This is a genomic window from Yoonia sp. D2-7, assembly GCF_055809435.1.
The window spans coordinates 1,774,939-1,798,533 of sequence record NZ_CM147912.1 but is presented as its reverse complement, the minus strand read 5'-3'; the positions used below and the strand labels follow the sequence as shown (position 1 = coordinate 1,798,533).

Annotated in this window: 22 protein-coding genes; 11 read left to right on the top strand and 11 right to left on the bottom strand. The window is 55.3% G+C overall.

Features of this window, described 5'->3' with window-relative positions; all coding sequences use genetic code 11:
- The first annotated feature begins 205 nt into the window (after window positions 1–205).
- The 3 genes from mepK (at window position 206) to AC0L7R_RS08730 (ending at window position 4,236) form a co-directional block, all read left to right on the top strand.
- A complete protein-coding gene (gene mepK, locus AC0L7R_RS08740; RefSeq protein WP_247128817.1) occupies window positions 206–775 on the top strand; it encodes a peptidoglycan L,D-endopeptidase MepK in 570 nt (189 codons plus the stop codon).
- 144 nt (window positions 776–919) lie between these two features.
- Window positions 920–3,541, top strand: a complete 2,622-nt coding sequence (locus AC0L7R_RS08735) for a peroxidase family protein (RefSeq protein WP_473656488.1) — start codon at window positions 920–922, stop codon at window positions 3,539–3,541.
- A gap of 44 nt (window positions 3,542–3,585) precedes the next feature.
- On the top strand, window positions 3,586–4,236 hold the full coding sequence (locus tag AC0L7R_RS08730; protein WP_473656487.1) for a DUF1194 domain-containing protein: 651 nt from the start codon (window positions 3,586–3,588) through the stop codon (window positions 4,234–4,236).
- On the opposite strand, the gene AC0L7R_RS08725 is transcribed toward AC0L7R_RS08730, so the two are convergent.
- Entirely contained in the window at window positions 4,237–4,890 is a 654-nt protein-coding gene (locus tag AC0L7R_RS08725; protein ID WP_473656485.1) for a hypothetical protein, read from the bottom strand.
- Between the two features lie 236 nt (window positions 4,891–5,126).
- Between AC0L7R_RS08725 and AC0L7R_RS08720 the strand changes: the two genes are divergently transcribed.
- The 6 genes from AC0L7R_RS08720 (at window position 5,127) to AC0L7R_RS08695 (ending at window position 9,731) form a co-directional block, all read left to right on the top strand.
- Window positions 5,127–5,930, top strand: a complete 804-nt coding sequence (locus AC0L7R_RS08720; protein WP_473656484.1) for a chromate resistance protein ChrB domain-containing protein — start codon at window positions 5,127–5,129, stop codon at window positions 5,928–5,930.
- A complete protein-coding gene (gene chrA / locus AC0L7R_RS08715; RefSeq protein ID WP_473656483.1) occupies window positions 5,927–7,174 on the top strand; it encodes a chromate efflux transporter in 1,248 nt (415 codons plus the stop codon). Before AC0L7R_RS08720 ends, chrA begins: the two co-directional genes overlap by 4 nt.
- A 128-nt stretch (window positions 7,175–7,302) precedes the next feature.
- Entirely contained in the window at window positions 7,303–7,776 is a 474-nt protein-coding gene (locus AC0L7R_RS08710; RefSeq protein WP_473660385.1) for a ClpXP protease specificity-enhancing factor SspB, read from the top strand.
- Between the two features lie 79 nt (window positions 7,777–7,855).
- Complete coding sequence (gene fumC, locus AC0L7R_RS08705; protein WP_348109084.1) at window positions 7,856–9,247, top strand: class II fumarate hydratase; 1,392 nt, start codon at window positions 7,856–7,858, stop codon at window positions 9,245–9,247.
- Between the two features lie 75 nt (window positions 9,248–9,322).
- Window positions 9,323–9,502: a DUF4169 family protein gene (locus AC0L7R_RS08700; protein ID WP_247128824.1), complete on the top strand. Its 180-nt coding sequence runs from the start codon at window positions 9,323–9,325 to the stop codon at window positions 9,500–9,502.
- Window positions 9,495–9,731, top strand: coding sequence for a ribbon-helix-helix domain-containing protein (locus AC0L7R_RS08695; protein WP_247128825.1), 237 nt, complete (start codon window positions 9,495–9,497; stop codon window positions 9,729–9,731). The genes AC0L7R_RS08700 and AC0L7R_RS08695 overlap by 8 nt, the downstream gene beginning before the upstream one ends.
- 461 nt (window positions 9,732–10,192) lie before the next feature.
- On the opposite strand, the gene AC0L7R_RS08690 is transcribed toward AC0L7R_RS08695, so the two are convergent.
- From AC0L7R_RS08690 to AC0L7R_RS08680, 3 genes are all read right to left on the bottom strand, one after another.
- The gene (locus AC0L7R_RS08690) at window positions 10,193–11,545 is read right to left on the bottom strand and encodes a cytochrome P450 (RefSeq protein WP_473656482.1); all 1,353 of its coding nucleotides are present in this window, start codon (window positions 11,543–11,545) and stop codon (window positions 10,193–10,195) included.
- On the bottom strand, window positions 11,542–12,813 hold the full coding sequence (locus AC0L7R_RS08685; protein WP_473656479.1) for a hypothetical protein: 1,272 nt from the start codon (window positions 12,811–12,813) through the stop codon (window positions 11,542–11,544). Before AC0L7R_RS08685 ends, AC0L7R_RS08690 begins: the two co-directional genes overlap by 4 nt.
- 67 nt (window positions 12,814–12,880) lie before the next feature.
- Window positions 12,881–13,636, bottom strand: coding sequence for a cytochrome c biogenesis CcdA family protein (locus AC0L7R_RS08680; RefSeq protein ID WP_348109089.1), 756 nt, complete (start codon window positions 13,634–13,636; stop codon window positions 12,881–12,883).
- Between the two features lie 73 nt (window positions 13,637–13,709).
- Here AC0L7R_RS08680 and AC0L7R_RS08675 point away from each other — a divergent pair, with 73 nt between their 5' ends.
- Window positions 13,710–13,976: a sulfurtransferase TusA family protein gene (locus AC0L7R_RS08675; protein ID WP_473660383.1), complete on the top strand. Its 267-nt coding sequence runs from the start codon at window positions 13,710–13,712 to the stop codon at window positions 13,974–13,976.
- A 167-nt stretch (window positions 13,977–14,143) separates the two neighbouring features.
- Here AC0L7R_RS08675 and AC0L7R_RS08670 read toward each other — a convergent pair whose 3' ends face one another.
- From AC0L7R_RS08670 to purC, 7 genes are all read right to left on the bottom strand, one after another.
- Window positions 14,144–17,017 carry an Rne/Rng family ribonuclease gene (locus AC0L7R_RS08670; RefSeq protein WP_473660329.1) on the bottom strand — a complete coding sequence of 958 codons (2,874 nt, stop codon included), beginning with the start codon at window positions 17,015–17,017 and terminating at the stop codon, window positions 14,144–14,146.
- A 433-nt stretch (window positions 17,018–17,450) separates the two neighbouring features.
- Window positions 17,451–18,200: a hypothetical protein gene (locus AC0L7R_RS08665; protein WP_473660327.1), complete on the bottom strand. Its 750-nt coding sequence runs from the start codon at window positions 18,198–18,200 to the stop codon at window positions 17,451–17,453.
- A gap of 74 nt (window positions 18,201–18,274) precedes the next feature.
- Window positions 18,275–19,612 carry a sigma-54-dependent transcriptional regulator gene (locus AC0L7R_RS08660; protein ID WP_247128831.1) on the bottom strand — a complete coding sequence of 446 codons (1,338 nt, stop codon included), beginning with the start codon at window positions 19,610–19,612 and terminating at the stop codon, window positions 18,275–18,277.
- An 11-nt stretch (window positions 19,613–19,623) separates the two neighbouring features.
- The gene (locus AC0L7R_RS08655) at window positions 19,624–21,378 is read right to left on the bottom strand and encodes a sensor histidine kinase (RefSeq protein ID WP_247129008.1); all 1,755 of its coding nucleotides are present in this window, start codon (window positions 21,376–21,378) and stop codon (window positions 19,624–19,626) included.
- Between the two features lie 48 nt (window positions 21,379–21,426).
- On the bottom strand, window positions 21,427–22,095 hold the full coding sequence (gene purQ, locus AC0L7R_RS08650) for a phosphoribosylformylglycinamidine synthase subunit PurQ (RefSeq protein WP_473660324.1): 669 nt from the start codon (window positions 22,093–22,095) through the stop codon (window positions 21,427–21,429).
- The gene (gene purS, locus AC0L7R_RS08645; protein ID WP_247128833.1) at window positions 22,095–22,325 is read right to left on the bottom strand and encodes a phosphoribosylformylglycinamidine synthase subunit PurS; all 231 of its coding nucleotides are present in this window, start codon (window positions 22,323–22,325) and stop codon (window positions 22,095–22,097) included. Before purS ends, purQ begins: the two co-directional genes overlap by 1 nt.
- A 52-nt stretch (window positions 22,326–22,377) precedes the next feature.
- Window positions 22,378–23,142: a phosphoribosylaminoimidazolesuccinocarboxamide synthase gene (gene purC, locus AC0L7R_RS08640; RefSeq protein ID WP_247128834.1), complete on the bottom strand. Its 765-nt coding sequence runs from the start codon at window positions 23,140–23,142 to the stop codon at window positions 22,378–22,380.
- Between the two features lie 134 nt (window positions 23,143–23,276).
- On the opposite strand from purC, the gene AC0L7R_RS08635 reads away from it, so the two are divergent.
- Window positions 23,277–23,591 (top strand): DUF1476 domain-containing protein, encoded by a 315-nt coding sequence (locus tag AC0L7R_RS08635; protein WP_247128835.1) that lies wholly within the window; start codon window positions 23,277–23,279, stop codon window positions 23,589–23,591.
- Window positions 23,592–23,595 lie beyond the last annotated feature (4 nt).

Genomic DNA, 23,595 nt, shown 5'->3' with positions numbered 1-23,595 from the left:
ACTAGACGTGATCAAAATGACACGACCAATGTTTGATCCGTTCAATTGGCCGAAATTCGCCTATTTTGGATGAATTATGGCCATTTCGACACAAAGCACTTGGTTGACTGACAGGTTTGTGAGAAGTTGTGCGTGCATCTGGGGGAACAGTGCATCGTCGGCGAAAAGCCGACATCAGATCGAGCGACGGGACAGGCGCATAGATATGACAAATACTTCGACATCGGGCATGACCCGACGCGGCGTGCTTCGCGCGTTTGCAGCAACAGCTGTAGCAGCGGCACCAACCTATTCAAATGCAGCAGGATTCTTGCGCGGAGGCGGCGACGTACGCCGCTTGCGGATGTATTCCGGGCGCACCGGCGAACGCATGGACACGATCTACTGGATCGAAGGCCAATACGTTGGTGAAGCGCTGGCTGAAATCAACACGTTCATGCGCGACTGGCGTAACAACAAAACAATCAATATCGATATCCGCAACATCGATATCATGGCCGCGTCTTTGCGTCTTTTGGATGCAAACGAACCGTACATGTTGTTGTCCGGTTACCGGTCACCTGAAACGAACGCGATGCTGCGCAGCCGGTCTTCGGGCGTGGCACGCAATTCACTGCACATCCAAGGTCAGGCCGCTGATCTGCGCTTGGAAAGCCGCTCTACCGCGCAGATGGCGCGCGCTGCACGGTCATGTGCTGCCGGTGGTGTCGGTCGGTATTCCGGCTCTAATTTCGTGCATATGGATTGTGGTCCTGTCCGGTCTTGGGGCGGTTGATCCCGCACTAGAAACAATCCAATTAAATCGGCCTGATTATCTGGTTAACGCCATATAATCAGGCCTTTTTTCTGCCACATAGCCCTTTGTCACAACACAGAATCGTGAAACCTATGGGACACGTTAACAAGTGTGACCGGTTCCATGCCCTTTACCCACGATCCAAAGCCACAAATCCGTTTGACCGAAGCAAACTATGCTGACGGCGTCGGCGAAGTTGTCGGCGGCACCGATCCGGTCGCGATTTCGGCCAATCTGTTTGACCAAGACGGTGACACGCCGAATGCGGCGGGGCTAAGCAATATGTTTGTGGCGTGGGGTCAGTTTCTGGACCACGACATTACGCTATCGCTAGAAAGCCACGCAGAGGTTTTGACCGCTGAGGGGCTTGTCGCCCCTCTCGCGCGGTCCGTCTATGAGATCGGCGAAGATGGCGCACGCGTGCCGACCAATGCCATTTCTTGGCAGATCGACGGCAGCCAAGTCTATGGAACGACCGAAGAACGCACCGCGGATTTGCGCAGCTTCGCGGGCGGAAAACTCCGAATGTCGGACGATCCTGCATCCGATGACGGGCTCATGCCGCTGGCTGATCCTGATAGTTTCATGGCGGGTGATATCCATTCGGACGATCCGGTCTTTCTATCGGGCGACATACGCGCCAACGAAAATCCGGCACTTGCGTCGATGCACACGGTCATGGCGCGTGAACATAACTATTGGGCCGAACGGTTGGCTGAAGAACATCCCGATTGGACGGATGATCAGCTGTTTGATGCAGCACGCCAGATCGTTACTTATGAATTGCAGTCAATCACATATGAACAATGGCTGCCGCATCTGATCGGTGAAGCCGCTGGTGATTATGACGGTCATGATCCGGATGCCGTGGGTGAAATATCGGTAGAGTTTTCCACGGCTGCGTTCCGGTTTGGTCACACGATGGTGTCCAGCACCCTACCCCGCATCAACGCCGATGGCACTGATACCGAAGATGGTGACTTGGCCATTATGGACGCGTTCTTTAACGCCTATCCACTGAAAGACGGCGATCTGGATGCGATCCTGCGCGGACAGCTAACCAGCAACGCGCAAGAATTCGACACCAAAGTTGTGGATGACCTGAACTTCTTTTTGTCGTCGCCCGATGGTCTTTCAGGGTTCAGCCTTGTGGCATTGAACCTGTTGCGCGGCCAAGATCATGGCCTGCAAAGTTACGTGGACACCCGTGCGGCTTTGCTCGGTGATATTGATCCGGACACGCTCGATCCTTACGACTTTTCGATCATCACATCCGACCCAGATCAACAAGCCGCCTTGGCCGAGGTTTACGATACAGTCCATGACGTTGATCTGTGGGTTGGTGGATTGGCCGAGGATTCGATTGGCGACACGCAACTGGGGCCGACGTTTACGTTTATCGTCGCAGACCAGTTCAGCCGTATCCGCGACGCAGATCCCGAATTCGGTCAGCTTGATCCGGCGATTGGCGAAGACATCATCGCCGAGGTACAACAAAGCGGGTTGAACGATATCCTGATGCGCACAACGGGCGTTGATGCGGTGCAGGACGATCCGTTCTTGGCCGCACCCATGGATTTGGTTGATACGGCCGCACCGGACACAACGTGGTTTGACGACGATTTCGACCTTGTATCGCAACGCATTGACGGCACGGTGCAAGGCGGCGCTGGCGATGACGAAATCACGGTACGCGGCGGCACAATCGTTGACGGCAATGTGCAGCACGGCAGCGGCAACGACACCTTCACCCAGACCAGCGGCACCATCACCGGCGATGTGCGTACGGGAAGCGGAGATGATGTTCTGTATGTCGGCGGCGATGGCGAAGTCCTAGGTGACGTCTCCGGCGGCAGCGGCAACGATGAAATCACGCTTGATGACTTTGCAGATGTCGCGCGTATCCGTGCAGGGGCCGGTGACGACACCGTCAGCCTTGGTGGAAACACGTCCGCACCCGAGGTCTTTCTTGGCAGCGGCAGTGATACGATCACTGTCGAGGCAGGTGCTGATGTCGACAAAATAAGCGGTGGTTCAGGCGATGACACACTGACCATCAAAGGCAGTCGTTTCCGCGTCGATTATCAGAATGATGATCCGAATGCGGTCAACGGAACAGTGGTCTATCTGGATGCTGACGGCAGTGAAACCGGTGACAGCATTGCCTTCCAAAACATTGAAACGGTTGCCTGTTTCACGACTGGCGCACTGATCCTGACACCACGCGGCGAAATCCCGATTGAGGCGCTGCACACTGGGGATCTGGTCATCACGCGCGATCACGGCGCGCAGCCGATCCGATGGATTGGGACGACAACGGTTGCTGCTCTGGGTGATCTCGCGCCAATCCGCTTTGCTGAAAATGCGCTTGGTGCGCACGCCGCGTTTGAAGTGTCGCCGCAACACCGGATGCTCTTGTCCGGATGGCGTTGCGAACTGGCCAGCGGCACACAAGAAGCATTGGCGCCAGCCAAGCACCTGATCAACGACACCACCATCCGGCAGGTCCACCGCGACACGGTCACATACGTGCATCTCGCGTTTGACAGGCACGAAGTGATCTGTGCTGACGGCGCGTGGTCCGAAAGCTTCCATCCGGGTGCGATGGCGCTTGATGCCCTGTCTGCGGCGACGCGAGCAGAATTGTTCCGCCTCTTCCCCAAAGTCGCGATGAGCCCGATCAGCTACGGCCCCTCTGCCCGCCTTCAGATCAAACGCCACGAAGCTCGCATGATCACTGCCTAAAGCGGAAGGTTGCAAATTGCAGCAACCCCGCGCAGGCTGTCGGAATGAAAATCCTTCGTCTGATCGCTGCATGTCTTGGTTTTGCATCGCCCTGCATGGCTTGTGATACAGCACTTGTTTTGTCGATTGATGTGTCAAATTCCGTCGATGTTGCCGAATACCGTTTGCAGGTTGATGGTATGGCCGACGCTCTACTGGATCCCGAAATCGTTGATGCAATGGTCGCGGGCGACGTTGCAATCGCCGTGATGCAATGGTCAGGGGCGGAACGCCAAGAACTCAGCATCCCATGGCGTCAAATACGAACGAAATTTGATGCGGAACGCTTGTCCGCCGACGCCCGTTTGATGACCCGTGCGTTTGTGTTGTCCGACACAGCACCCGCAGAGGCGATATACTACGCCGTCGAACTGTTTCGCAGCGCCCCGGACTGTAAGCGGCAAGTCATTGATATCTCTGGCGATGGCACCCCGAATGCCGGATCGGATAGCAGCACAGCACGGCAATTTGCCCAACGTCGCGGGATTACGATCAATGGGATCGCGATTGAATCAATGGGCGTCGCCATCACAACCTTCTTTCAAAGGCATATCATCACCCGCGATGGGTTTGTGATTACCGCGCGCACACACCGTGAATACCCCGACGCCATAAGACGCAAGATCATTAGGGAACTCAGCCAAGTGCTAGGTTAATCAGCCCGTGCAGGTCTCGAGGTTTGCATCAATCGTGCCGATCAAGCGGCGATCTTCGGACAGATATGAATAGGTGTAATCAAAACCGTAATCTTCCATCAAGATTTTGATTTCTGGCGACCCACAAACAGCGCCGATCACTTTCGACTGCTGCCGTTCCATCACTTGCTCCGGTGTCAGCGCAGAGTGTGGCAACATGACGGTGTAATAATAGCGGACGTTCAACCCAACGACGGCCATGTTATTCAACACTAGGCTACCATCACCAGCAGCCCCTTTGTTTTCGTTCTGGCGTCGTGCCGTTGCACGGAACATTTCAATGACTTGTTCCTGTTCAGGCGTCAGTTTGACGACGTCGTCACCAGCTGCGGCATCTTCGTTCTGATGCGAACTGATGACCTGTTCCAAAATAGCAAAGGTGTCGAGGTTGGACGCCATACGGGAAACCTGAACGTCATCGGTCAAGGGTGCGGGCGTATCCGCCGCCACATTGCCTGACGTAGCAATCTCCGTCGGTGCTGCGTCAACAACGGGTACATTTGCACCGATTCCAGTTGTCTCTTCCGGTGCAGCATCCGTGAACAGAAATTGTGTCACACCGAATGTCGCAATCGCGCCAACGGCAACCATTCCAATGGCTTCGCCTAGTTTCATCTACTCATTCCCCCACGCGACGCGGCCCAAACTTTGAATTGTACACCGCAATATGTCGTTATTATTGTTTCGCCAACTACCACAATAAGACAGCGCAACACAATCTGCGCGCCCCATAATTTTGCCTTGACCCATGGCCCCCAGACCGCCATTCCTAGGTCATGGGGATTGCGACCGCCCCGTGAGGCTGATGCCAAAGGTTCGCATCCACTGACCATCTCAGAAAGGATGCCCTCATGGCTGACACCCAAAAACCTGGCTTCACCGAAATGTCCTGCAAGCAATTGATGCGATTGATCGGGACGCCAGATTGCCCCGTGATCATCGACGTCTGTATTCCCGAAGACGTCGCAGAAAATCCGTATCGCATCCCGACAAGCGTATCGTGCAGCCACAAAGACATCACGGCTATGATCCCTGTCCTACATGGCCAATCCGTTGTTGTTGTTTGTCAGAAAGGCAAGAAACTAAGCCACGGCACCGCCGCCGTTTTGCGCAGTCATGGCATTGCTGCCGAAGTTCTGGCCGGCGGCATTCTGGCATGGTTGGCAACGGATTACCCCAGCATTCCACTTGAGGCTCTGTCAGGCACCGACCTGTGGGTCACTCGCCACCGCCCCAAGATCGACCGCATTGCTTGCCCTTGGTTGATCCGCCGCTTCATAGCACCTGACGCCCGTGTTCTTTTTGTCCCGCCCGCCGAAGTTGTCATGGTCGCTGAAAAGTTCGACGCAATCGCGTTTGATGTGCCGGACGTCACATTCACCCACAGCGACGGGCAATGCACCTTTGACGCGATGCTGGACCACTTTGGTCTGCGCACACCGGCGCTGGACCGCCTCAGCCGCGTGATACGCGCCGCAGATACCGATGATACGTCTGTGCCAGAAGCTGCGGGATTGCTCGCGCTTTCTGTCGGTCTGTCACGCCAATACAAAGACGATCAGGCCCAGTTAGAAGCCGCTTTGCCGCTTTATGACGCGCTGTATCGCTGGGCCCGTGATGGCCAAGACGAAACACATGATTGGCCGTACCAATGACCCCGTCTTACGCTGACCTGACCCGCGTTTTTGGCCGCATCGGTTTGCTGTCGTTCGGCGGCCCCGCCGCGCAAATTGCCTTGATGCATAAATCTCTGGTCGAAGACCGCGATTGGCTGACCGAAGATCAATTCCTAAGAGCGTTATCTTTCTGCATGTTGCTGCCCGGACCCGAAGCCATGCAGCTTGCCACCTACGCAGGTTGGCGACAGCGCGGCATTCTGGGTGGTTTGATCGGCGGCGGATTGTTCGTCCTACCCGGCGCAATCGTCATCATGGCGCTCGCCCTGCTGTACGGCAGTTACGGCTCATTACCACTCGTGCAAGCGATTTTCTTGGGCGTGAAAGCGACCGTTGTCGTGATCGTCATCGAAGCATTGATCAAAGTGTCCAAACGCGCGCTCGTGTCGCGCACGGCACTTTGGCTGGCTGCATTTGCCTTTGTCGCATTATTCTTTTTCGCACTGCCCTTTCCAATTGTCATTGTTATCGCGGCCATTGTCGGGGCCATGACCGCAGCGACTGATACAGTTGCGACGCCAAGTGCAAAATTCCCGTGGGCCAAAAGTTTCGCGGTCATCGTAATCGGTTGTTTGCTTTGGGCCGCACCCTTTGCCCTGATTGGAAACGCCGATCCTATCCTTGCCGAAATTGGTGCGTTCTTTGCGTGGCTTGCCGTGGTCACCTTTGGCGGGGCCTATGCGGTGCTGGCCTATATGACCCAAGCGGTCGTTGGCGATTATGGTTGGCTGACAACGCCACAAATGATGGATGCATTGGGGCTGGCCGAAACGACGCCCGGACCGCTGATCCTTGTGACGCAATTTGTTGGCATGATCGCAGGTGCAAAGGCTGGCGGGACCGGACTAGCATTGATCGCAGGTGTCCTGACGCTGTGGGTGACGTTTGTCCCCTGCTTTATCTGGATTTTTGCAGGCGCGCCGCTGATTGACTGGCTGGAACAACAGCCGCGCCTGAAGGCGGCACTTGCTGGCATCACAGCCGCGGTTGTGGGGGTCATCGCCAACCTGTCAGTGTGGTTCGCGCTCCATGTCTTTTTCGGCACTGTCACACCCTTCACAGCAGGTCCAATCACAAGTGTTTGGCCAGACCTGATGACCGTCCAGCCATTAGCAGTCGCTTTGGCCGGACTGGCTGGTGTGCTCTTGCTGTGGCGACATATCAATCTCCTTTGGGTCCTGTTTATCTGTGCTGCAATCAGTGGAACACTCGCGATGTTCTGACACGTTTGCGCACGCCCCCTTTCATCCCTCTTCGAATCCCGTATGTTGTCGGTCAGTTAAGTGAAGTGAAGGACGTGCCGCCCGTGACCCGTACACCAGCCTCAAGCACCATTGATTATGGAAACCTGATGCACCGGGCCATGCGTGGCTTGATCCAAAAAGTTTTGTCCGACATCGCCGAAAATGGCCTACCGGGCGAACATCATTTCTTTATCACCTTTGATACAATGCACCCCGACGTCGAAATCGCTGATTGGCTTTCGGACCGGTATCCGGGCGAAATGACCGTCGTGATCCAGCATTGGTTCGACAATCTTGAAGTAACGGACGAAGGGTTTTCGATCACTCTGAACTTTGGTGAAAACCCGGAACCGCTTTATATCCCCTACGATTCGATCCAGACGTTTGTGGATCCATCCGTAGAATTCGGGCTGCGGTTTGAAACCCAAAGTGAAGACGACGACGATGATCACGACGAATCTGAAAACGTCGAAACGATCCCAGAGGCGCCCATGCAAGAAATGGTAGAGCCCGAGCCGGAAGAACAAGCGTCCGAACGCAAAGACGCTGATGTGGTCAGCCTCGATCAATTCCGCAAATAACCGAACTGAAGACTTGCCGCGGCCGAAATTGCGGCCTAATCGGTATACAACCGCATACTTTACACGATTGGAGCGTCCCATGACCGCCACCCGTACTGAATCCGACAGCTTTGGCCCACTGGAGGTCCAAGCAGACCGGTATTGGGGGGCGCAGACACAGCGTTCCATCATGAACTTTCCGATTGGTTGGGAAAAGCAGCCTGTTGCAATCGTCCGTGCACTTGGCGTGATTAAGCAAGCCTGCGCCGTGGCGAACAAAGAACGCGGCAAGCTGGATGCGAAACTGGCCGACGCGATGATCGAAGCGGCATCCGAAGTCGTGGCTGGCAAGCTCGACGATCACTTCCCGCTTGTCGTTTGGCAAACAGGGTCCGGCACACAGTCGAACATGAACGCAAACGAAGTTATTTCAAACCGCGCGATTGAAATCTTGGGCGGCGAAATCGGGTCCAAAGACCCGGTACACCCGAACGATCATTGCAACATGGGCCAGTCGTCTAACGACACATTCCCGACAGCCATGCACATCGCCGTGGCGACCACAGCGCATGACGTGTTGCTACCGGGTCTTGCTAAACTGCACGCGGCACTGGAGCAGAAACAGCAGGAATTCGACCACATCATCAAGATTGGTCGGACCCATACAATGGACGCAACACCGCTGACATTGGGCCAAGAATTCTCCGGCTACGTTCACCAGGTTGCTATGGGCATCCGCCGCATCAAAGCCGCTCTTCCCGCGATCTACGAACTTGCGCAAGGCGGCACAGCCGTCGGCACCGGCCTGAACACACCAAAAGGTTGGGGTGAAACCGTCGCTGCCGAAATGGCGGCGATTACGGGTCTGCCGTTTGTGACTGCGCCGAACAAATTCGAAGCACTTGCAGGTCACGACGCCCTTGTCGAAATGTCTGGCGCGTTGAAAACTGTCGCTGCCAGCCTTTACAAGATCGCAGCAGACATCCGTATGCTGGGTTCTGGCCCGCGCTGCGGCCTCGGCGAATTGATGTTGCCTGAAAACGAACCTGGCTCGTCCATCATGCCGGGCAAAGTGAACCCAACACAGGTCGAAGCGATCACGCAGGTCTGTGCGCACGTCATGGGTAACGATGCCGCAGTCGGTTTCGCTGGTTCACAGGGCCACTTTGAACTGAATGTCATGAAGCCAATGATGGCCTATAACGTATTGCAATCTATGCAGCTTATCGGTGACGCATCCTCTGCCTTCACTGACAACTGCGTATCTGGCATCAAAGCCAACGAAGACCGCATCGAAAAACTGATGCGTGAATCACTTATGCTTGTGACAGCACTCGCGCCGACCATCGGCTACGACAACGCGACGACTGTCGCGAAGACGGCGCACAAGAACGGCACCACACTAAAAGAAGAAGCGATCAAGCTAGGCTTTGTGGACGAAGAAACCTTTGAAAAGGTTGTGCGCCCCGAGGATATGATCGGGCCAAAGTAAGCGCCTTCCAATATAAGTTTTCAAGCGCGCGCCCTGCTATCACGGCGCGCGTTTTTCATTTATGACAGAGACACCATGACAACGCCGATTAACCTCAACAAGGTCCGTAAAGACAAAGCGCGCACCGAAAAGAAACTGCGCGCCGATGCGAATTCCGTGAAGTTCGGGCAAAGCAAAGCACAACGCCTGCTTGAGGTTACCCAATCAAAACAAGCCTCTGCGCGGTTAGATGCGCTGAAATTCGATGATGAATGACGTACTCACAGGTCGGCCCGTCAAACGGTCCCTGACATTAGCAGGTCACAGGACGAGCGTGTCACTAGAAGATATCTTTTGGAACGCATTTCGCCAGATTGCCGCGCGGCGTGGTCAGCCGATTAACGACTTGGCCCGTGAAATTGATGCACAGCGGGGCGATATCGGGCTCGCGTCAGCGATCCGTGTATTTGTCCTAAAGGACGTTCAGGACCGCGTACCAGAATAAAGACCCTTGCGGATTAGAGATGCACTGTCGTGCTCAAGGCGGGCGTTTGTACGGCGCCCATCGCGCGCCGACGCAGGAACGGTCGTTGACCGACCTTTATGGAGTGCAGCCGCCTTACGTGCGTACAGCGTATGTTCCGAAGGTGCACCAATCGCGCGTAGACGCGCCCGTAAACCAACCATTTTTCCCATTACGCTTTCTGAAGACTGTCCAAACATCATTCAATTCCTACCCATCCCAACACACACACTGTGTCGCGCTTCTGACAAAAACGCACCTTTTCGACGCATTTCACAGTCTATTATCGGGTACATTAACAAAGGGTTAATCAGCGTAAGCATTGGAAATTAAATAACAATAATGGACGATCGACACAAATATTAGACAAATTGCTCAGTTTGCGCTTTCGACACGAACGCGCGTCCAGATCGCGATTGTCACAACGTCGGCAACAATCACATTTAGCGCGGCACGAATCGCAGCCATATTCCGTCCTTCGAACGGACCGTCAAATGTGCGACGGGCACGGGAACACGTCCTTCGGCGATTTCAAACCGATACGCACGTACCAATTGCGCGAGCAACACAACGCCCTCAATCATCGCAAAACCGGCACCGGTACACACACGGGGGCCAGCTGAGAACGGCAAATAGGCCTCTCTTTGGCAGGATTTCCCGTTTTCAGTCCCCCATCGGGCCGGATCGAATGCATCCGGATTGTCCCAAAGCCGCGATTGGCGATGCAGATGCCACGGTGACACAACAACCTGCGCACCCGGTTTCACGGACCGCCCACGGAACGTTTCGGGCCTTGTTGTCTCGCGGACCATCATTGGCACCGGTGGATACAGGCGCAGCGCTTCGCGAAACACGTCCCGCGTATGTTTCAAAGTTGAAAGTTGCGAAAATTCCGATGTCATTTCAGCGGCTTCTTCCGCGATCTTATCCTGCCATTCGGGATACATCGCCAACAGATAAAGTGTCCATGCCAAGGCAGATGCGCTAGTTTCGTGTCCCGCCAGAAAGAAGATCGCGACCTGATCCACCATTTCTTCGACATCAAATTTCTCGCCCGTTTCGGGATCGGCCGTCGTCATGATTTTCGTCGCTAAATCATCAGGTACGTTGCCGCTTTGAATGTCATCCAATCGATCTTGGGTCAGTTTCGTGATCAGCTTTCGAATGGCCGTTGCGGACTCTTTCGTGTCCTTGCGGAAGAAACGCGGCATCCACGACGGCCCCGGTACAAAGGCTGCAAGGTTCAAGATTGGTTGGGTGCGCTGATACGATTTGAACTTATCGAACACCTCTGATGCGATCTCGTTTTCAATCGGGATCGAAAACAAGGTTCGAAAAATGACATCCGCGGCGGCGTGGCTTGTTTCCGGTTCAATTTCAAACGGCGTATTCGTGGCATGTGGCGCCATCCGCGCAACAGCGGCTTCCCCTGCCGCCCAGATCGCCGGAAACGTATCGCGTAGCCGCCCACCTTCAAACGCGGGATCAATGATCCGCCGCTGCCGTTTCCAAACGTCACCATTTGTCAGAAACACCGAATTACCAAGCAACGGCCGCAAGCCAGCACCAATGCGATCCGACTTCGGAAAATCATCCGGCCGTTCGTTCAGCACGCGTTTGATCAAGCTATGATCGTTGATCAGATAACTGCGAAAGAACGGCGTCTTAAACTCAGCCATCCATGCACGATAAAGCTTTGCAGGCTGCGCCGACAGAATATCGGCGCGGAACAATTTCATATACTGCCACAGCGACACACGATCAGGCCGCGATTTAGGTTTGGGTGGCAAGGTCATGATGTGCTTGTGTATTTTGACAAAGGCGTCTCAATCCGGCTCTTGGATGCCGCGCGATCTTTGTAGCGGTCAGCCAAGGTCACTGGCCCGCAAGTGATCTGGAAATAGTCGTAATCGCCCGGATTGTCGAAGGCGCAAAGATACTGGAAATGCAGCCGAAAGAACCGCCACCGTAACGCCTTCCACGTCTCAGGCTTCAGTGTTTGGGTAAAGGCTGCAGACACCACCAGCGGCCATTTCTTATCCGTCGGCGCCACACCTGACACCGCCACAGGGTCACATAGCGCAAAGGCGCAACCATCACCGGGCGCTGTCACATCGACCCACGTTAGCCGGTCTCGGGCACTAAGATAGGCCAAGTCAGCGCGCAGGCGCTTGGCCTCTGGCAAGAACGACACCATCGGGACAACTTGCCCCAGCGACAGAAACGCTAACCGAGGACCATCCAAAGGCACTCTGCCCGCGCGGATCAAATCGGCAAGGATCGAAACGCTTAGATGCGCGCCGGATGAATGGCCGACAACAAGGACTTCCTCCACGTCATCGTTAAAGGCCGCAGCGATTTGATCACCAAACGCTGCGATACGGGCTTCCAGTGGTGCCGGATTCGCACCCCGCCATTTCGCCGAATAGGAATAATCGTGCATCAGATAATATGCGAAAAATTTGCCGTCTTTCGCTTTAAACCATTTAAGCACCTTCAGCCCGATCCAAAGTCCAACCACCCAACTCGTAATGAGAAAAGAGATTGAGAACGTTGGACTCGGCGCAAATCCCAATCCTTGAAATGCCAAGACGCCCAAGATACGGCCGCAAACGAAACGCACCCAAAAGGCGATGACGACTGCCAGAAAAAGCTGCAAAATCAACATCCCAACCGGATACAGCGCCGCAATCACCGGCCCCTTACGCATCTTCATCAACCGGCCTAACGCGCCTGTTGCGATGTAGGTCCATGCGGTCCGGATGAGCTGCCAGTAGGTGGCGGGGATCGTGTTGGACATACTGTCGCGCACAATGTCGGACCAAATTAGCACATCAATGTCGGCAGACGTTTTTTGACCGTCAATCTCGGCCTCAGCGTGCCACCCGAAGGTTTTCGATTTCAGCTTTGGCGTAATGCCTATGTCATAGCCGGAAATCCGGGCTTGGGCAGCCCCTTCTTTGCGGTAAAGTTCGCGATACCTGCGCGGATGAATAGGATCATAGCCAGGAATGTAGAACACTCGTCGGCGCTGAACCTGTTGTGAACCTGTGGTACTCGTCATGTGCTGCCTGATATGCTGCTCGGCGTTTTCGACAGCATAACCGGAAACTGTGCCGATAATAAGCCTTTTAGCCGAAGTTGGCTAAGGCAGGGAAAGCTTCCAGCATCCAATAGCTCATCGCAGCGAACTGACCCGTGATCATCATCAGGCCAACCGTCCACAATAATAGGCCAGACGTCCGCTCGATCCGGCCCATATGGCGCTTCATCCAGCCCATCACGCCTTTCAGACGTGGGAAAAACGCAGCAACCAGCAGAAACGGAATACCAAGGCCAAGCGCGTAGAAAGCCAGCAGAACCGTGCCACGCGCAACATCCGCCTCAGACGCAGCGAGCCCAAGGATGGTGCCAAGGATCGGCCCCAGACAAGGTGTCCAGCCAAACGCGAAGGCAAGACCAAGAATGTAGGCGCCCATGGCGGATCCACCCTTGTCGCCAATATCCACGCGGGCCTCGCGATCAAGAAAACCAATCCGGAAGACGCCCACGAAATGCGCCCCGAAAATCATCACGACGATACCCGCGATCAACAAGAACCAATCTTGGAATTGCAGGAACGTGCGCCCGAGCGCGGAAAACGCGAACCCAAGCAGCAGAAAAACCGTCGAAAGCCCTAAAACGAAAAATGCGGCCGCTAACAGAACCCGCCGCCGCGCCGCGCGATCTTCGTCCATCTCGCCCATCGACACGCCGCCCATGTAGGCCAGATATGGCGGCACGATTGGCAAAACGCAGGGTGATAAAAACGACAACAGGCCCGCAGACATCGCAATGATAATCGCAGGCAAAAGCGTGGCGTCTAGGATCAGATCAGCTTCGAGCATTGGAATTCGGTCTCCTTACCCCTTCCCTACGCGGGGAATGCGGCGGCGTCACGACGCAGATCGTCACAAGTCTGTGGACTCTTTGAAACATCGGCCCTACCTGCCTGATATGACAACACCTGATCACACTCTTGATGCGCTCGGATTGCTGTGTCCGTTGCCGGTCCTGAAAGCCCGTAAACGCCTGTCTGGTATGGCCTCTGGCGCCGTTCTGGAAATGGTCGCGGACGACCCTGCTGCAGTGATCGATGTACCGCATTTCTGCGCTGAGGCGGGTCATACCCTGCTTGATCAAAACGATGCCGACGGCGTGCTAACGTTCATCATCCGCCGCAAGTGACGATTTCCCCTGAATAACCGAAGGCCGCAGCGCGGCTTTAAACGGATCGATTCGGGGATCAGCAGATCGCGGACGGGCCGTAGCGCTTTTTCGAGAATCGCACATTCCGTAGCCGTTCACATAGAGAAAAAGGGCCGCCGCATGATGCGACGGCCCTTTTCTATGTCTTAGCGGCCCAATGACCACCAGCCTTTACGCTTTGGTTTTTCGGGCTCATCGGCCTTGGTCTCAGCAACCGGCTCTGGCGTTGGCTCGGGTGCCGGTTCCGGTGTGGGCTCTGGCGCAGGCGCGGGTTCAGCCGCTGCTGGCTCGGCGGGGGCTTCAGCCTTTGGCGCTTCAGTCGCCGGTGCTTCTTCCGACTCAACTGGTGCCTCAGCGGCTGGCGCTTCTTCCGCAACTACTACCGCAGGCTTTTTCGCCCGAGACCGCCGCTTCGGTTTTGGCTTTTCTTCAGCGGCTGGCGCATCTTCAGTCGCTGCCACCTCTTCGGTCGCGGCCTCTTCCGCCACTGGTGCCGCCTTCTTTGCACGGCTCCGACGTTTTGGCTTTGGCTTTTCTTCCGCAACCGGCTCTTCAGCCGGTGCCGCCTCAGTCGTCGCAACCTCGGCTGGTGCGTTTTCCGCCGCAGCAGTTTCTTCTGCAACTGGTGCGTCTGCCGCAACTGGTTCTTCAACCTTCTTACGCGACCTGCGCGTGCGTGTCCGCTTCGGTTTCTCTTTTACCTCTGCGTCACCCTCAGCCACAGGCGCTTCAGCAGCATCGTCGTTGACCGTTTCAGCATCTTCTGACGGCGCATCCGCAGGTTTAGCTTCCCCGTCAGTCGTGCCTTCGGTTTGCCCTTCAGCGTTTTGCGTCTCGCCGTTCTGGCCATCCGCGTTTCCGCCGCCACCCCGACGCCGACGACGCCGACGACGTTTGCGTTTTGGTTGATCCTCAGTCGACGTTTCAGTCTCTGCCTCTGCAGTTACCTCTGTTTCGTCCTCGTCAGTCATACCGAGCAGCTCGAGATCGTCATCGTCGTCCATGATCACGGATGATCCGACAACTGGTGCGGCCGCTTCCGGCACGACACGTGTCGCTGTCTTGAACTTCTCAATCGCGAAGTCGGGCGATGTCAGTGACATATCACATTCGATCCGCACGGACATGCCGTGGCGGGCTTCGATATCGCCGATATGCTCGCGTTTGCCGTTCATGAGGAAGTTAGCAATCGCAATCGGCGCACGTACCAGAACTTCTTTCGACCGACCGCGTGTGCCTTCTTCTTCCAAGGCACGCAGGATCGACAGCGATACGTTGTCGTCAGACCGCAGCAGACCTGTCCCGTGACAATGCGAACACATCTGCGTTGTTGCTTCCAGCATACCCGGACGCAGACGCTGACGCGACATTTCCATCAGACCAAAGCCGGAAATCCGACCGACCTGAATACGGGCGCGGTCTGTTTTCAGCTTGTCCTTCATCCGCTTTTCAACGGCGATGTTGTTGCGGCGTTCGTCCATGTCGATGAAGTCGATCACGATCAGACCAGCAAGGTCACGCAGACGCAATTGACGGGCCACTTCATCGGCCGCTTCAAGGTTGGTCTTCAGCGCTGTTTGCTCGATCGAGCCTTCTTTGGTCGCACGGCCAGAGTTCACGTCGATCGCAACCAGCGCCTCAGTGATCCCGATCACGATGTAACCGCCAGATGGCAGCTGAACCGTCGGATTGAACATACCGCCGAGATAGGTTTCCACCTGATAGCGCGCGTACAGCGGCAGTTGCTCACTGTAATGCTTCACGTTCTTGGCATGGGACGGCATGATCATTTTCATGAACGTCTTGGCTGTTTTGTAGCCTTCGTCGCCCGCGACAATCACTTCGTCGATGTCTTTGTTATACAGATCACGGATCGACCGTTTGATCAGATCGCCTTCTTCGTAAATCTTCGCAGGGGCGATAGATTTCATCGTCAGTTCGCGGATCTGTTCCCACATACGCTGCAAGTATTCGTAATCGCGTTTGATCTCGGCCTTGGTCCGCTGGGACCCCGCAGTCCGGATGATCAAACCTGCCCCATCGGGCACGGTCATGGAATTCGCGATTTCTTTCAGCTTCTTACGGTCGGCAGCGTTTGTGATCTTGCGGGAAATGCCACCACCACGCGCAGTGTTTGGCATCAGAACGCAATAACGACCCGCCAGTGACAAGTAAGTCGTCAGGGCAGCGCCCTTGTTGCCGCGTTCTTCTTTCACAACTTGAATCAACAGAATTTGGCGAACTTTTACCACTTCCTGAATTTTATAGCGTTTTGGACGTGGCTTACGCACAGGACGAACTTCGTCGGTGTCGTCTTCTTCAGCGACGCTTTCGATGCTGTCGTCTTTGGACGTGGCGTCTTTGCCTTTCGGCGCGTCATCTTCATCGTCAGAGGATGCGTCATCCGCGGCCTCTTCACCGACTTCTGCCGGTGCATCTTCTGACACTACTGCTGCGTCCGCGTCACCAGTCGCTGCATCATCATCAGCAGACGGCGTTTCAACAGGCGTTTCCGCGACCAATTCCATCGGAGACGACCCTTCGTCGCCTTCCTCCAGATCAATGGTTTCCATGCCAGCGACTTCTGCGCCGGTATCGTCTGACGCAACTTCGGCCGTTGCCACTGCATCATCAGATACAGTCTCGGACGCTTTGGCACGACTACGGCGGCGACGTTTTGGTTTTGGCTTTTCTTCGTCCTGCGCTTCCGCTTCAGCCTTCAGGCTTTCGGCATAGGCTTTTTCCTCAGCGATCAACGCTTCACGGTCAGCCACAGGGATTTGGTAATAGTCAGGGTGGATTTCAGAGAACGCGAGGAAACCGTGACGGTTCCCACCGTAGTCAACAAAAGCAGCCTGCAACGATGGTTCAACCCGTGTCACTTTGGCTAAATAGATGTTCCCAGCAAGCTGACGCTTGAACTGGCTCTCGAAATCAAACTCCTCTACTTTGTTTCCGTCTACGACAACAACGCGGGTTTCTTCCGCGTGTGTTGCATCGATTAGCATTTTCTTTGGCATATTGTCCGTTCGCACACGACAAATCGCGCCGCCCCGGTGGGGCAGACGCGCCTGTGATGTGTCTGATGTTGGCGATGTGCGCGTAGGCGTCGTCGCGGCCCCTCGGGGCGCGTGCGTCGTAGCCTGTATCTGGCGCGCTTTGCATCGCGTTGGTCTCCAGCGTCGCGGTTTCGCGACACCCATTCAAGGCCTAGCGGTTGATGTGATCTCTCGCCCTAGGCGTTATATATGGCGTTTCCGCCAAATCAGCTGATCATCATTCGGGGGGCGTATTCGCCGCGCGACGCTGTCAGAGAATCTCACCGGGGTCACAACGATCCTTCTCGTGGCACTCCCGTTCCTTATACATAGGTCACTTACATGCCCGAAAACAAGTGTAGATCGACGTAGATGACCGAAATCGCATGTTAATCCGCAAGATAAGTAAGGCGGATCAGTTGTCGCGCCCCAAAACGAAGCCACCCGTTATGATTGTATTATCTTGTGATCCGGCAAACGCGGCGACCACACCACGTTGGCCTGCAACGACTTCGTTACGCGGTGATAGTGCCTGCCCATCGACTGTGATGTTCAGGTCCGAGACGACAGACGGCGCAGACAGATCACGTTGGTTCAACAAATCATAAATGCGCGACTCTTCGACGACAAAGCGTCCATCGACAGATTCACCAGTGAGGATCATGTCGTTCTGGTAAACATCAACGTCACCGGCTGTGCTAGGGTCTTCCGGATCGGAAATATCCGCCTCTTCACGGTCAAAGGTGATTGTTGCCGTCATGAAACCTGCAAATTCTTCTTCGGTCCAATTCGCGGCATTTGGCGTATCTTCGTACCCTGTGATTTTTGTGAAGGCGTAGTCACCTGTTAAGGATGCTGATCCGGACAAGATCGGTTCGCCCACATCATATCCCGGCACGATACCTGCAACGCCGAAGTTACCCGTGTCCCCCGATGAGGCTTGGTAAGAGTTTCCTACGACCGTCGCATCCAGCCCACGCGAAAAACCAAACGCCACAGCGTTGACGCCGTCGCGCACGATCTGCACATCTTCAGGTGGTACGCCGACAAAGTTGCCGTTGATGTCTACTTCCTCAATGATGCCGCCCAGATAAGCGCGACCACTGCCAGTCCCACCACAAGCTGCAAGAGCCGCCAACGCAATCAAACTCACAACTTTCCGCATCACACACCCCAAAATAAAACACCTGTCGCGGCAGAAGCTACGACAGGTGTTTACAGAGTTCAAATGTGTGCGCTTTACGCAGCCAGATAATCAGACCGTTGCAGCCCGTATTTCGCCATTTTTTCGTTCAACGTCCGGCGCGGCAGACAGAGTTCATCCATGACCGCAACGATAGAGCCTTTGTGGCGGCGCATCGTGTTGTCGATCAGCATCCGCTCGAACGCTTCGACAAACTCTTTCAGCGGCTTGCCTTCAGTCGTCATCACCGGCTTCATTTCTTCGGTGTCCGACATCAAAAGCGATGCAATTGACCCAGACCCACGGCGGTTCTGCAACACGGCCCGTTCTGCCACGTTGATCAACTGACGCACATTGCCCGGCCAAGGCGCCTGCAATAGCTGTGCGGCTTCTTGTGCTGTCACCTCTGGCGCGTCACAACCGTATTCATCAGCGAACTGTTCGCCCAGACGTGTGAACAACGTCAAAATATCTTCGCCGCGCTGGCGCAGTGGTGGGACTGTGATCCGCAGGGCAGCAAGGCGATAGAACAAATCAGGCCGCAGAACGCTTTCGCAGGTCTTGTCCTGCTCTTGCAGATTACAAATCGCGACAATGCGCGTTTCGGCAGGCGTGCCCTGCTCGTTAATGGCGGTCAGAAGACGGGCCTGCAGTTTGTCCGACAACGCTTCAACGTCTTCCAGCACCAATGTGCCACCACGGGCGGCTTCAATCGCGGGGATCGGTTCGCCTTCATCGGCAGGACCAAATAGTCGGCGGCCAAGACTGTCTTCGTCAAAGGCAGAACATGAAATCAGGCTAAACGTCTTGGACGCACGCGCACCAACAGCGTGCAGGGCATGGGCAACCAGCGTTTTGCCTGTCCCAGTCTCGCCTTCGATCAACACGTGGCCGTCGGCCTGGCCCAGATCAAGAATGTCTTCCTTCAGACGTTCCATCACAGGCGACTGACCAATCAGTTTCTTGATAATCGCGGTCCCATCAGACAATTCGCGGCGCAGCGCACGGTTGTCCAACGTCAAACGGCGTGCCGTCGTTGCCCGTTTTGCCAGTTCCGTCATCCGGTCAGGGTTGAACGGCTTTTCCAAGAAATCAAACGCACCAACGCGCATCGCCTCAACAGCCATCGGAACGTCGCCGTGGCCGGTGATCATAATCACAGGCAGGCTGCTATCGACGCCCTTCAGTTTCTTCAGAAACTGCATCCCGTCCATGCCCGGCATCTTGATGTCACTGACAACGATCCCCGGAAAATCAGGCGACAGGCCTTTCAGCGCATCTTCGGCGCTGGCGTATGTTTCGGTGTCGAATCCAGACAGCGCAAGCCACTGGGAAATCGACTGCCGCATATCTTTTTCATCATCCACAATGGCAATCTTCATAGCCTTGTTCATCGGATCATTCCTTATTCTGCCGCAGCAACGTGTTCTTTATAGATAGGGAGCTGCACCTCAAAAACAGCCCCCCCGGCCACTGCATTGCGCGCAGTCAGCCGTCCGCCTAGGTCGTTTACGATCCCGGAAGAGATCGCAAGCCCCAAGCCCACGCCGTCACCCGGCTCTTTTGTGGTGTAGAATGGTTCGAACAATTCATCCAAGTCATCAATCCCCTGCCCGTTATCACGGACCGTCAAACTAACGGTGTCACCAGCGGCAAGGATGATTTCAATCGCCGGATCATCGGACAATTTGGTGGCGTCCAGCGCATTACGCAGCAGGTTAATAATCACTTGTTCCAGACGCAGCCTGTCGCCCATGATCATCACCGGTTCAGACGGCAAAGTGCGGGTGATATCGACGTCGCGGGTTTTCAATTGCGGTTCCATCATCGCAAGCGCAGACGACACCGCGGCCCTTGTATCAACGGGTTCAAAGGCATCGGCACCTTTGCGGGCGTAAGATTTCAGCTGACGCGTGATCGCACCCATTCGGTCGATCAAATCATCGATCCGCTGGAAGGATGACAGCGCCTCATCAGGGCGTTTGCGTTGCAGCAAAAGACGGGCACCTGCGAGGTATGTCTTCATCGCGGCCAGCGGCTGGTTCAACTCGTGCGACACGGCCGCCGACATCTCGCCGAGTGCTGCCAATTTCGACGATTGCGCAAGCGTTTGTTCGGCCACTTCCAGGGTCTTTTCGACCTTTTCGCGTTCGGCAATTTCTCGCTGTAGCCTTGCGTTCAGTGCGCGCAACTCTGCCGACTCGCGTTGGAAAAAGATCAGCCGTGACGTCGTCTGGCGGTTCGACAGCCAGAACATTAGCGCCAACAGGATCGCGAATCCCATGACTTCGAGCGCCAGAACCCCGTTCACCTTTTCGCGGACCGAACTGTAAGTTGTGAAACTGACCATGCGCCAGCCTTGGAACGGCACGCGGATTTCGCGGCGCAGAACGGCCTCGCCCCCCAGATAGATATCAATCGGCGGATCAGCCCAATCTTGGGTCGCTTGCAACGCACGCTGGATCGCGGACGGGGCCGATTGACGCGCCAGTGCATCCGTTTCTTGCAAACCCCGCCAACGCGGTTCTGTCGCAAGTATAATCTCGCCCTGACTGGTGGTCACAAAAACAGCGTCAGACACCCCTGCCCAACCGCGTTCCAGCTTCGCCATGTCGACCTCAACGGTGATCACGCCCAAAACGGTACCGGCCGCTTCGACTTTGCGGGAATAGACAAAAATATAGCCGCCTTCGTCACGTTCTGTGACGGTAAAGGTGGTTGTATTGCTCCGCAGGGCATTCACAAAATACGGCTCTGTTTTGTGGATTTCTGCGATTTTGTTGCGATCCGTCGCCGCAACCGTGCGGCCATCGCGGTCCAACAGCATCAAAGACGCCGCACCGATTTCGTCAACAAACGACAACAGGCGCTGGGTGGACAAGGAATAATTGCGATCTTGCAAAGCCGTCGTCAGCTCTGGATCACGCGCCAAAAGCTGCGGCACGATGGAATTGCGCTGCAGCTCGCTCATCAGACTGGCGACGTATAGAGTCAACCGGACTTCGGCGCGCGTGTTTGTGCTCGCCGTGAAGCGTTGGGTCAACAGACTGTTCGTGACTGTAATGACCACAACCGCCAGCAAACACACGCCAACAACGGCAATGCGGAAAAACCAGCGGTCGGATCTTTTTGTCTTAGGTGCGGCAGCAGCTTGCGTCATGAACGCCAGTCTAGGCCGAGCCATACCGTCTCACAAGCAACCGTCGCTTCACGCGGCGGTCAATTGCCCAAGCAGCCCCGTGAACAACGCTTTGCCGTCCGTGCCACCGTGTGCAGCATCAACAGCACGTTCCGGGTGCGGCATCATGCCCAGCACGCGACGGTTCTCGGATAAGACGCCCGCGATGTCGGAAAGTGACCCGTTCGGGTTCTGCGCATAGGTGAACGCAATCCGGTCTTGGTCTTTCAGTGCAGCCAGCGTTTCTGGGTCCGTCGTGTAATTGCCGTCGTGATGCGCGATTGGATAATCAACGACATCGCCTGCGGCATACCCTTCGGTGAAAGCGGAATTTGCAGTCGCGACCTGAAGGCCAACAGTTTTGCACAGAAACTTCAGGCCGGCATTGCGCATCAAAGCACCCGGCAACAAACCCGTCTCTGTCAGAACCTGAAACCCGTTACAGACACCGAGGGCATACCCACCGCGTTCAACGTGTTTCACAATGGCTCGGGACACAGGGCTTTGGGCGGCAATCGCGCCACAGCGCAGGTAATCGCCAAACGAAAACCCACCCGGTACAGCAACCAGATCAACACCCTCAGGCAAGGCGGCATCTTTGTGCCACACCATGCTGACATCCGCGCCCGCCGCTTTCAAAGCGACAGCCATATCCCGATCGCAGTTCGACCCCGGAAAAACAATAACGGCAGCGCGCATCAGAGCACCTCGACGCGGTAGCTTTCGATCACAGTGTTCGCGAGCAGCTTTTCACACATCTCGCCAATTGTGGCTTCTGAAGTGCCATCCGCCAGTTCCAGCTCGATCACTTTGCCCTGACGGACATCTTCAACACCAGCAAACCCCAACGCACCAAGCGCGTGCTTCACTGCAGCCCCCTGCGGGTCCAAAACACCGTTTTTCAACATCACATGTACACGGGCTTTCATCGGCGGGTCCTTTATTTCATCTGTCTATGTCATCTCAAACGGCAGGGCCGTTTCAGTTGATGAGTGTCGGTTTTGTTGGGGCGTGGGTCACGTTGGATGGCAAAACGCCCAAACGCTTGGCAACTTCGGTGTAAGCATCAGCCAAATCGCCCAGATCCTGACGGAACACGTCCTTGTCCAGCTTCTGACCGCTTTCGATGTCCCACAGACGGCAGCTATCAGGGCTGATCTCGTCGGCGACAACCAAACGTGGGAATTCACTGTCAAATACGCGGCCGATTTCGATTTTGAAGTCGATCAGCTTGATCCCAACACCGTACATCGTGCCAGACAGGAAGTCATTGACGCGCAACGCCATGCTCACGATATCGTCCATCTCTTGCTGAGATGCCCAACCAAAGGCCGCGATGTATTCTTCAGGGACCAGCGGATCACCAAGAGAATCGTCTTTGTAGGAAAATTCGACAATCGGACGCGGCAGCGCCATGCCTTCTTGCAGACCCAGACGCTTGGCCATGGACCCTGCGGCAAAGTTGCGCACGATCACTTCCAAAGGAATGACCTCAACCTGGCGGATCAATTGTTCGCGCATATTCAGGCGTTTGATAAAATGTGTGGGGACACCGATCTGGGTCAACCCGTTCATGAAATATTCGGAAAGGCGGTTATTTAACACGCCTTTACCTTCGATCACGGCTTTCTTTTCAGCATTAAAAGCGGTGGCATCGTCCTTAAAATACTGAACATACGTGCCCGGCTCTGGGCCTTCGTACAGAATTTTTGCTTTGCCTTCGTAAACCAGTTTGCGACGTGCCATGCCGAATATCCTCAAGTCACACCCCGCAGCAGGGTGCGTCATAGCGCGCCTCATAAGCCAAGCCCCCCTTGCGAGCAAGCCTACCTGACGTCATATCATACATAACGTAATTCGAACCACTCGGAGGGACACCAATGTCCAGCATGAAAGACCGCGAAAACGCATTTGAAAACAAATTCGCACATGACGCAGAAATGCAGTTCAAAGCGGACGCACGCCGCAACAAACTTCTTGGACTTTGGGCCGCAGGTTTGCTGGGCAAAGACGGTGACGACGCGGCGGCATATGCCAGCGAAGTGGTGAAGTCGGATTTTGAAGAAGCCGGTCACGAAGACGTTTTCCGCAAAGTATCCGGCGATCTCGGCGATAAAGCCGACGAAGCGACAATTCGCGCAAAAATGGAAGAGCTGATGGCAGAAGCCAAAGCACAGCTCGTTGACGAAGTTTAAGAAA

Excerpts from the sequence above, each read along its gene's own strand:
- AC0L7R_RS08730 (WP_473656487.1), top strand. The coding sequence starts at position 3,586 with ATGAAAATCCTTCGTCTGATCGCTGCATGTCTTGGTTTTGCATCGCCC.
- purC (WP_247128834.1), bottom strand. The coding sequence starts at position 23,142 with ATGGCACGTCGCAAACTGGTTTACGAAGGCAAAGCAAAAATTCTGTAC.
- mepK (WP_247128817.1), top strand. The coding sequence starts at position 206 with ATGACAAATACTTCGACATCGGGCATGACCCGACGCGGCGTGCTTCGC.
- AC0L7R_RS08660 (WP_247128831.1), bottom strand. The coding sequence starts at position 19,612 with ATGAACAAGGCTATGAAGATTGCCATTGTGGATGATGAAAAAGATATG.
- AC0L7R_RS08725 (WP_473656485.1), bottom strand. The coding sequence starts at position 4,890 with ATGAAACTAGGCGAAGCCATTGGAATGGTTGCCGTTGGCGCGATTGCG.
- AC0L7R_RS08680 (WP_348109089.1), bottom strand. The coding sequence starts at position 13,636 with ATGCTCGAAGCTGATCTGATCCTAGACGCCACGCTTTTGCCTGCGATT.
- AC0L7R_RS08710 (WP_473660385.1), top strand. The coding sequence starts at position 7,303 with ATGCACCGGGCCATGCGTGGCTTGATCCAAAAAGTTTTGTCCGACATC.
- AC0L7R_RS08665 (WP_473660327.1), bottom strand. The coding sequence starts at position 18,200 with ATGCGGAAAGTTGTGAGTTTGATTGCGTTGGCGGCTCTTGCAGCTTGT.
- AC0L7R_RS08685 (WP_473656479.1), bottom strand. The coding sequence starts at position 12,813 with ATGACGAGTACCACAGGTTCACAACAGGTTCAGCGCCGACGAGTGTTC.
- AC0L7R_RS08690 (WP_473656482.1), bottom strand. The coding sequence starts at position 11,545 with ATGACCTTGCCACCCAAACCTAAATCGCGGCCTGATCGTGTGTCGCTG.
- AC0L7R_RS08695 (WP_247128825.1), top strand. The coding sequence starts at position 9,495 with ATGAATGACGTACTCACAGGTCGGCCCGTCAAACGGTCCCTGACATTA.
- AC0L7R_RS08720 (WP_473656484.1), top strand. The coding sequence starts at position 5,127 with ATGGCTGACACCCAAAAACCTGGCTTCACCGAAATGTCCTGCAAGCAA.
- chrA (WP_473656483.1), top strand. The coding sequence starts at position 5,927 with ATGACCCCGTCTTACGCTGACCTGACCCGCGTTTTTGGCCGCATCGGT.
- AC0L7R_RS08670 (WP_473660329.1), bottom strand. The coding sequence starts at position 17,017 with ATGCCAAAGAAAATGCTAATCGATGCAACACACGCGGAAGAAACCCGC.
- purQ (WP_473660324.1), bottom strand. The coding sequence starts at position 22,095 with ATGCGCGCTGCCGTTATTGTTTTTCCGGGGTCGAACTGCGATCGGGAT.
- fumC (WP_348109084.1), top strand. The coding sequence starts at position 7,856 with ATGACCGCCACCCGTACTGAATCCGACAGCTTTGGCCCACTGGAGGTC.
- AC0L7R_RS08655 (WP_247129008.1), bottom strand. The coding sequence starts at position 21,378 with ATGACGCAAGCTGCTGCCGCACCTAAGACAAAAAGATCCGACCGCTGG.
- purS (WP_247128833.1), bottom strand. The coding sequence starts at position 22,325 with ATGAAAGCCCGTGTACATGTGATGTTGAAAAACGGTGTTTTGGACCCG.
- AC0L7R_RS08635 (WP_247128835.1), top strand. The coding sequence starts at position 23,277 with ATGTCCAGCATGAAAGACCGCGAAAACGCATTTGAAAACAAATTCGCA.
- AC0L7R_RS08700 (WP_247128824.1), top strand. The coding sequence starts at position 9,323 with ATGACAACGCCGATTAACCTCAACAAGGTCCGTAAAGACAAAGCGCGC.
- AC0L7R_RS08735 (WP_473656488.1), top strand. The coding sequence starts at position 920 with ATGCCCTTTACCCACGATCCAAAGCCACAAATCCGTTTGACCGAAGCA.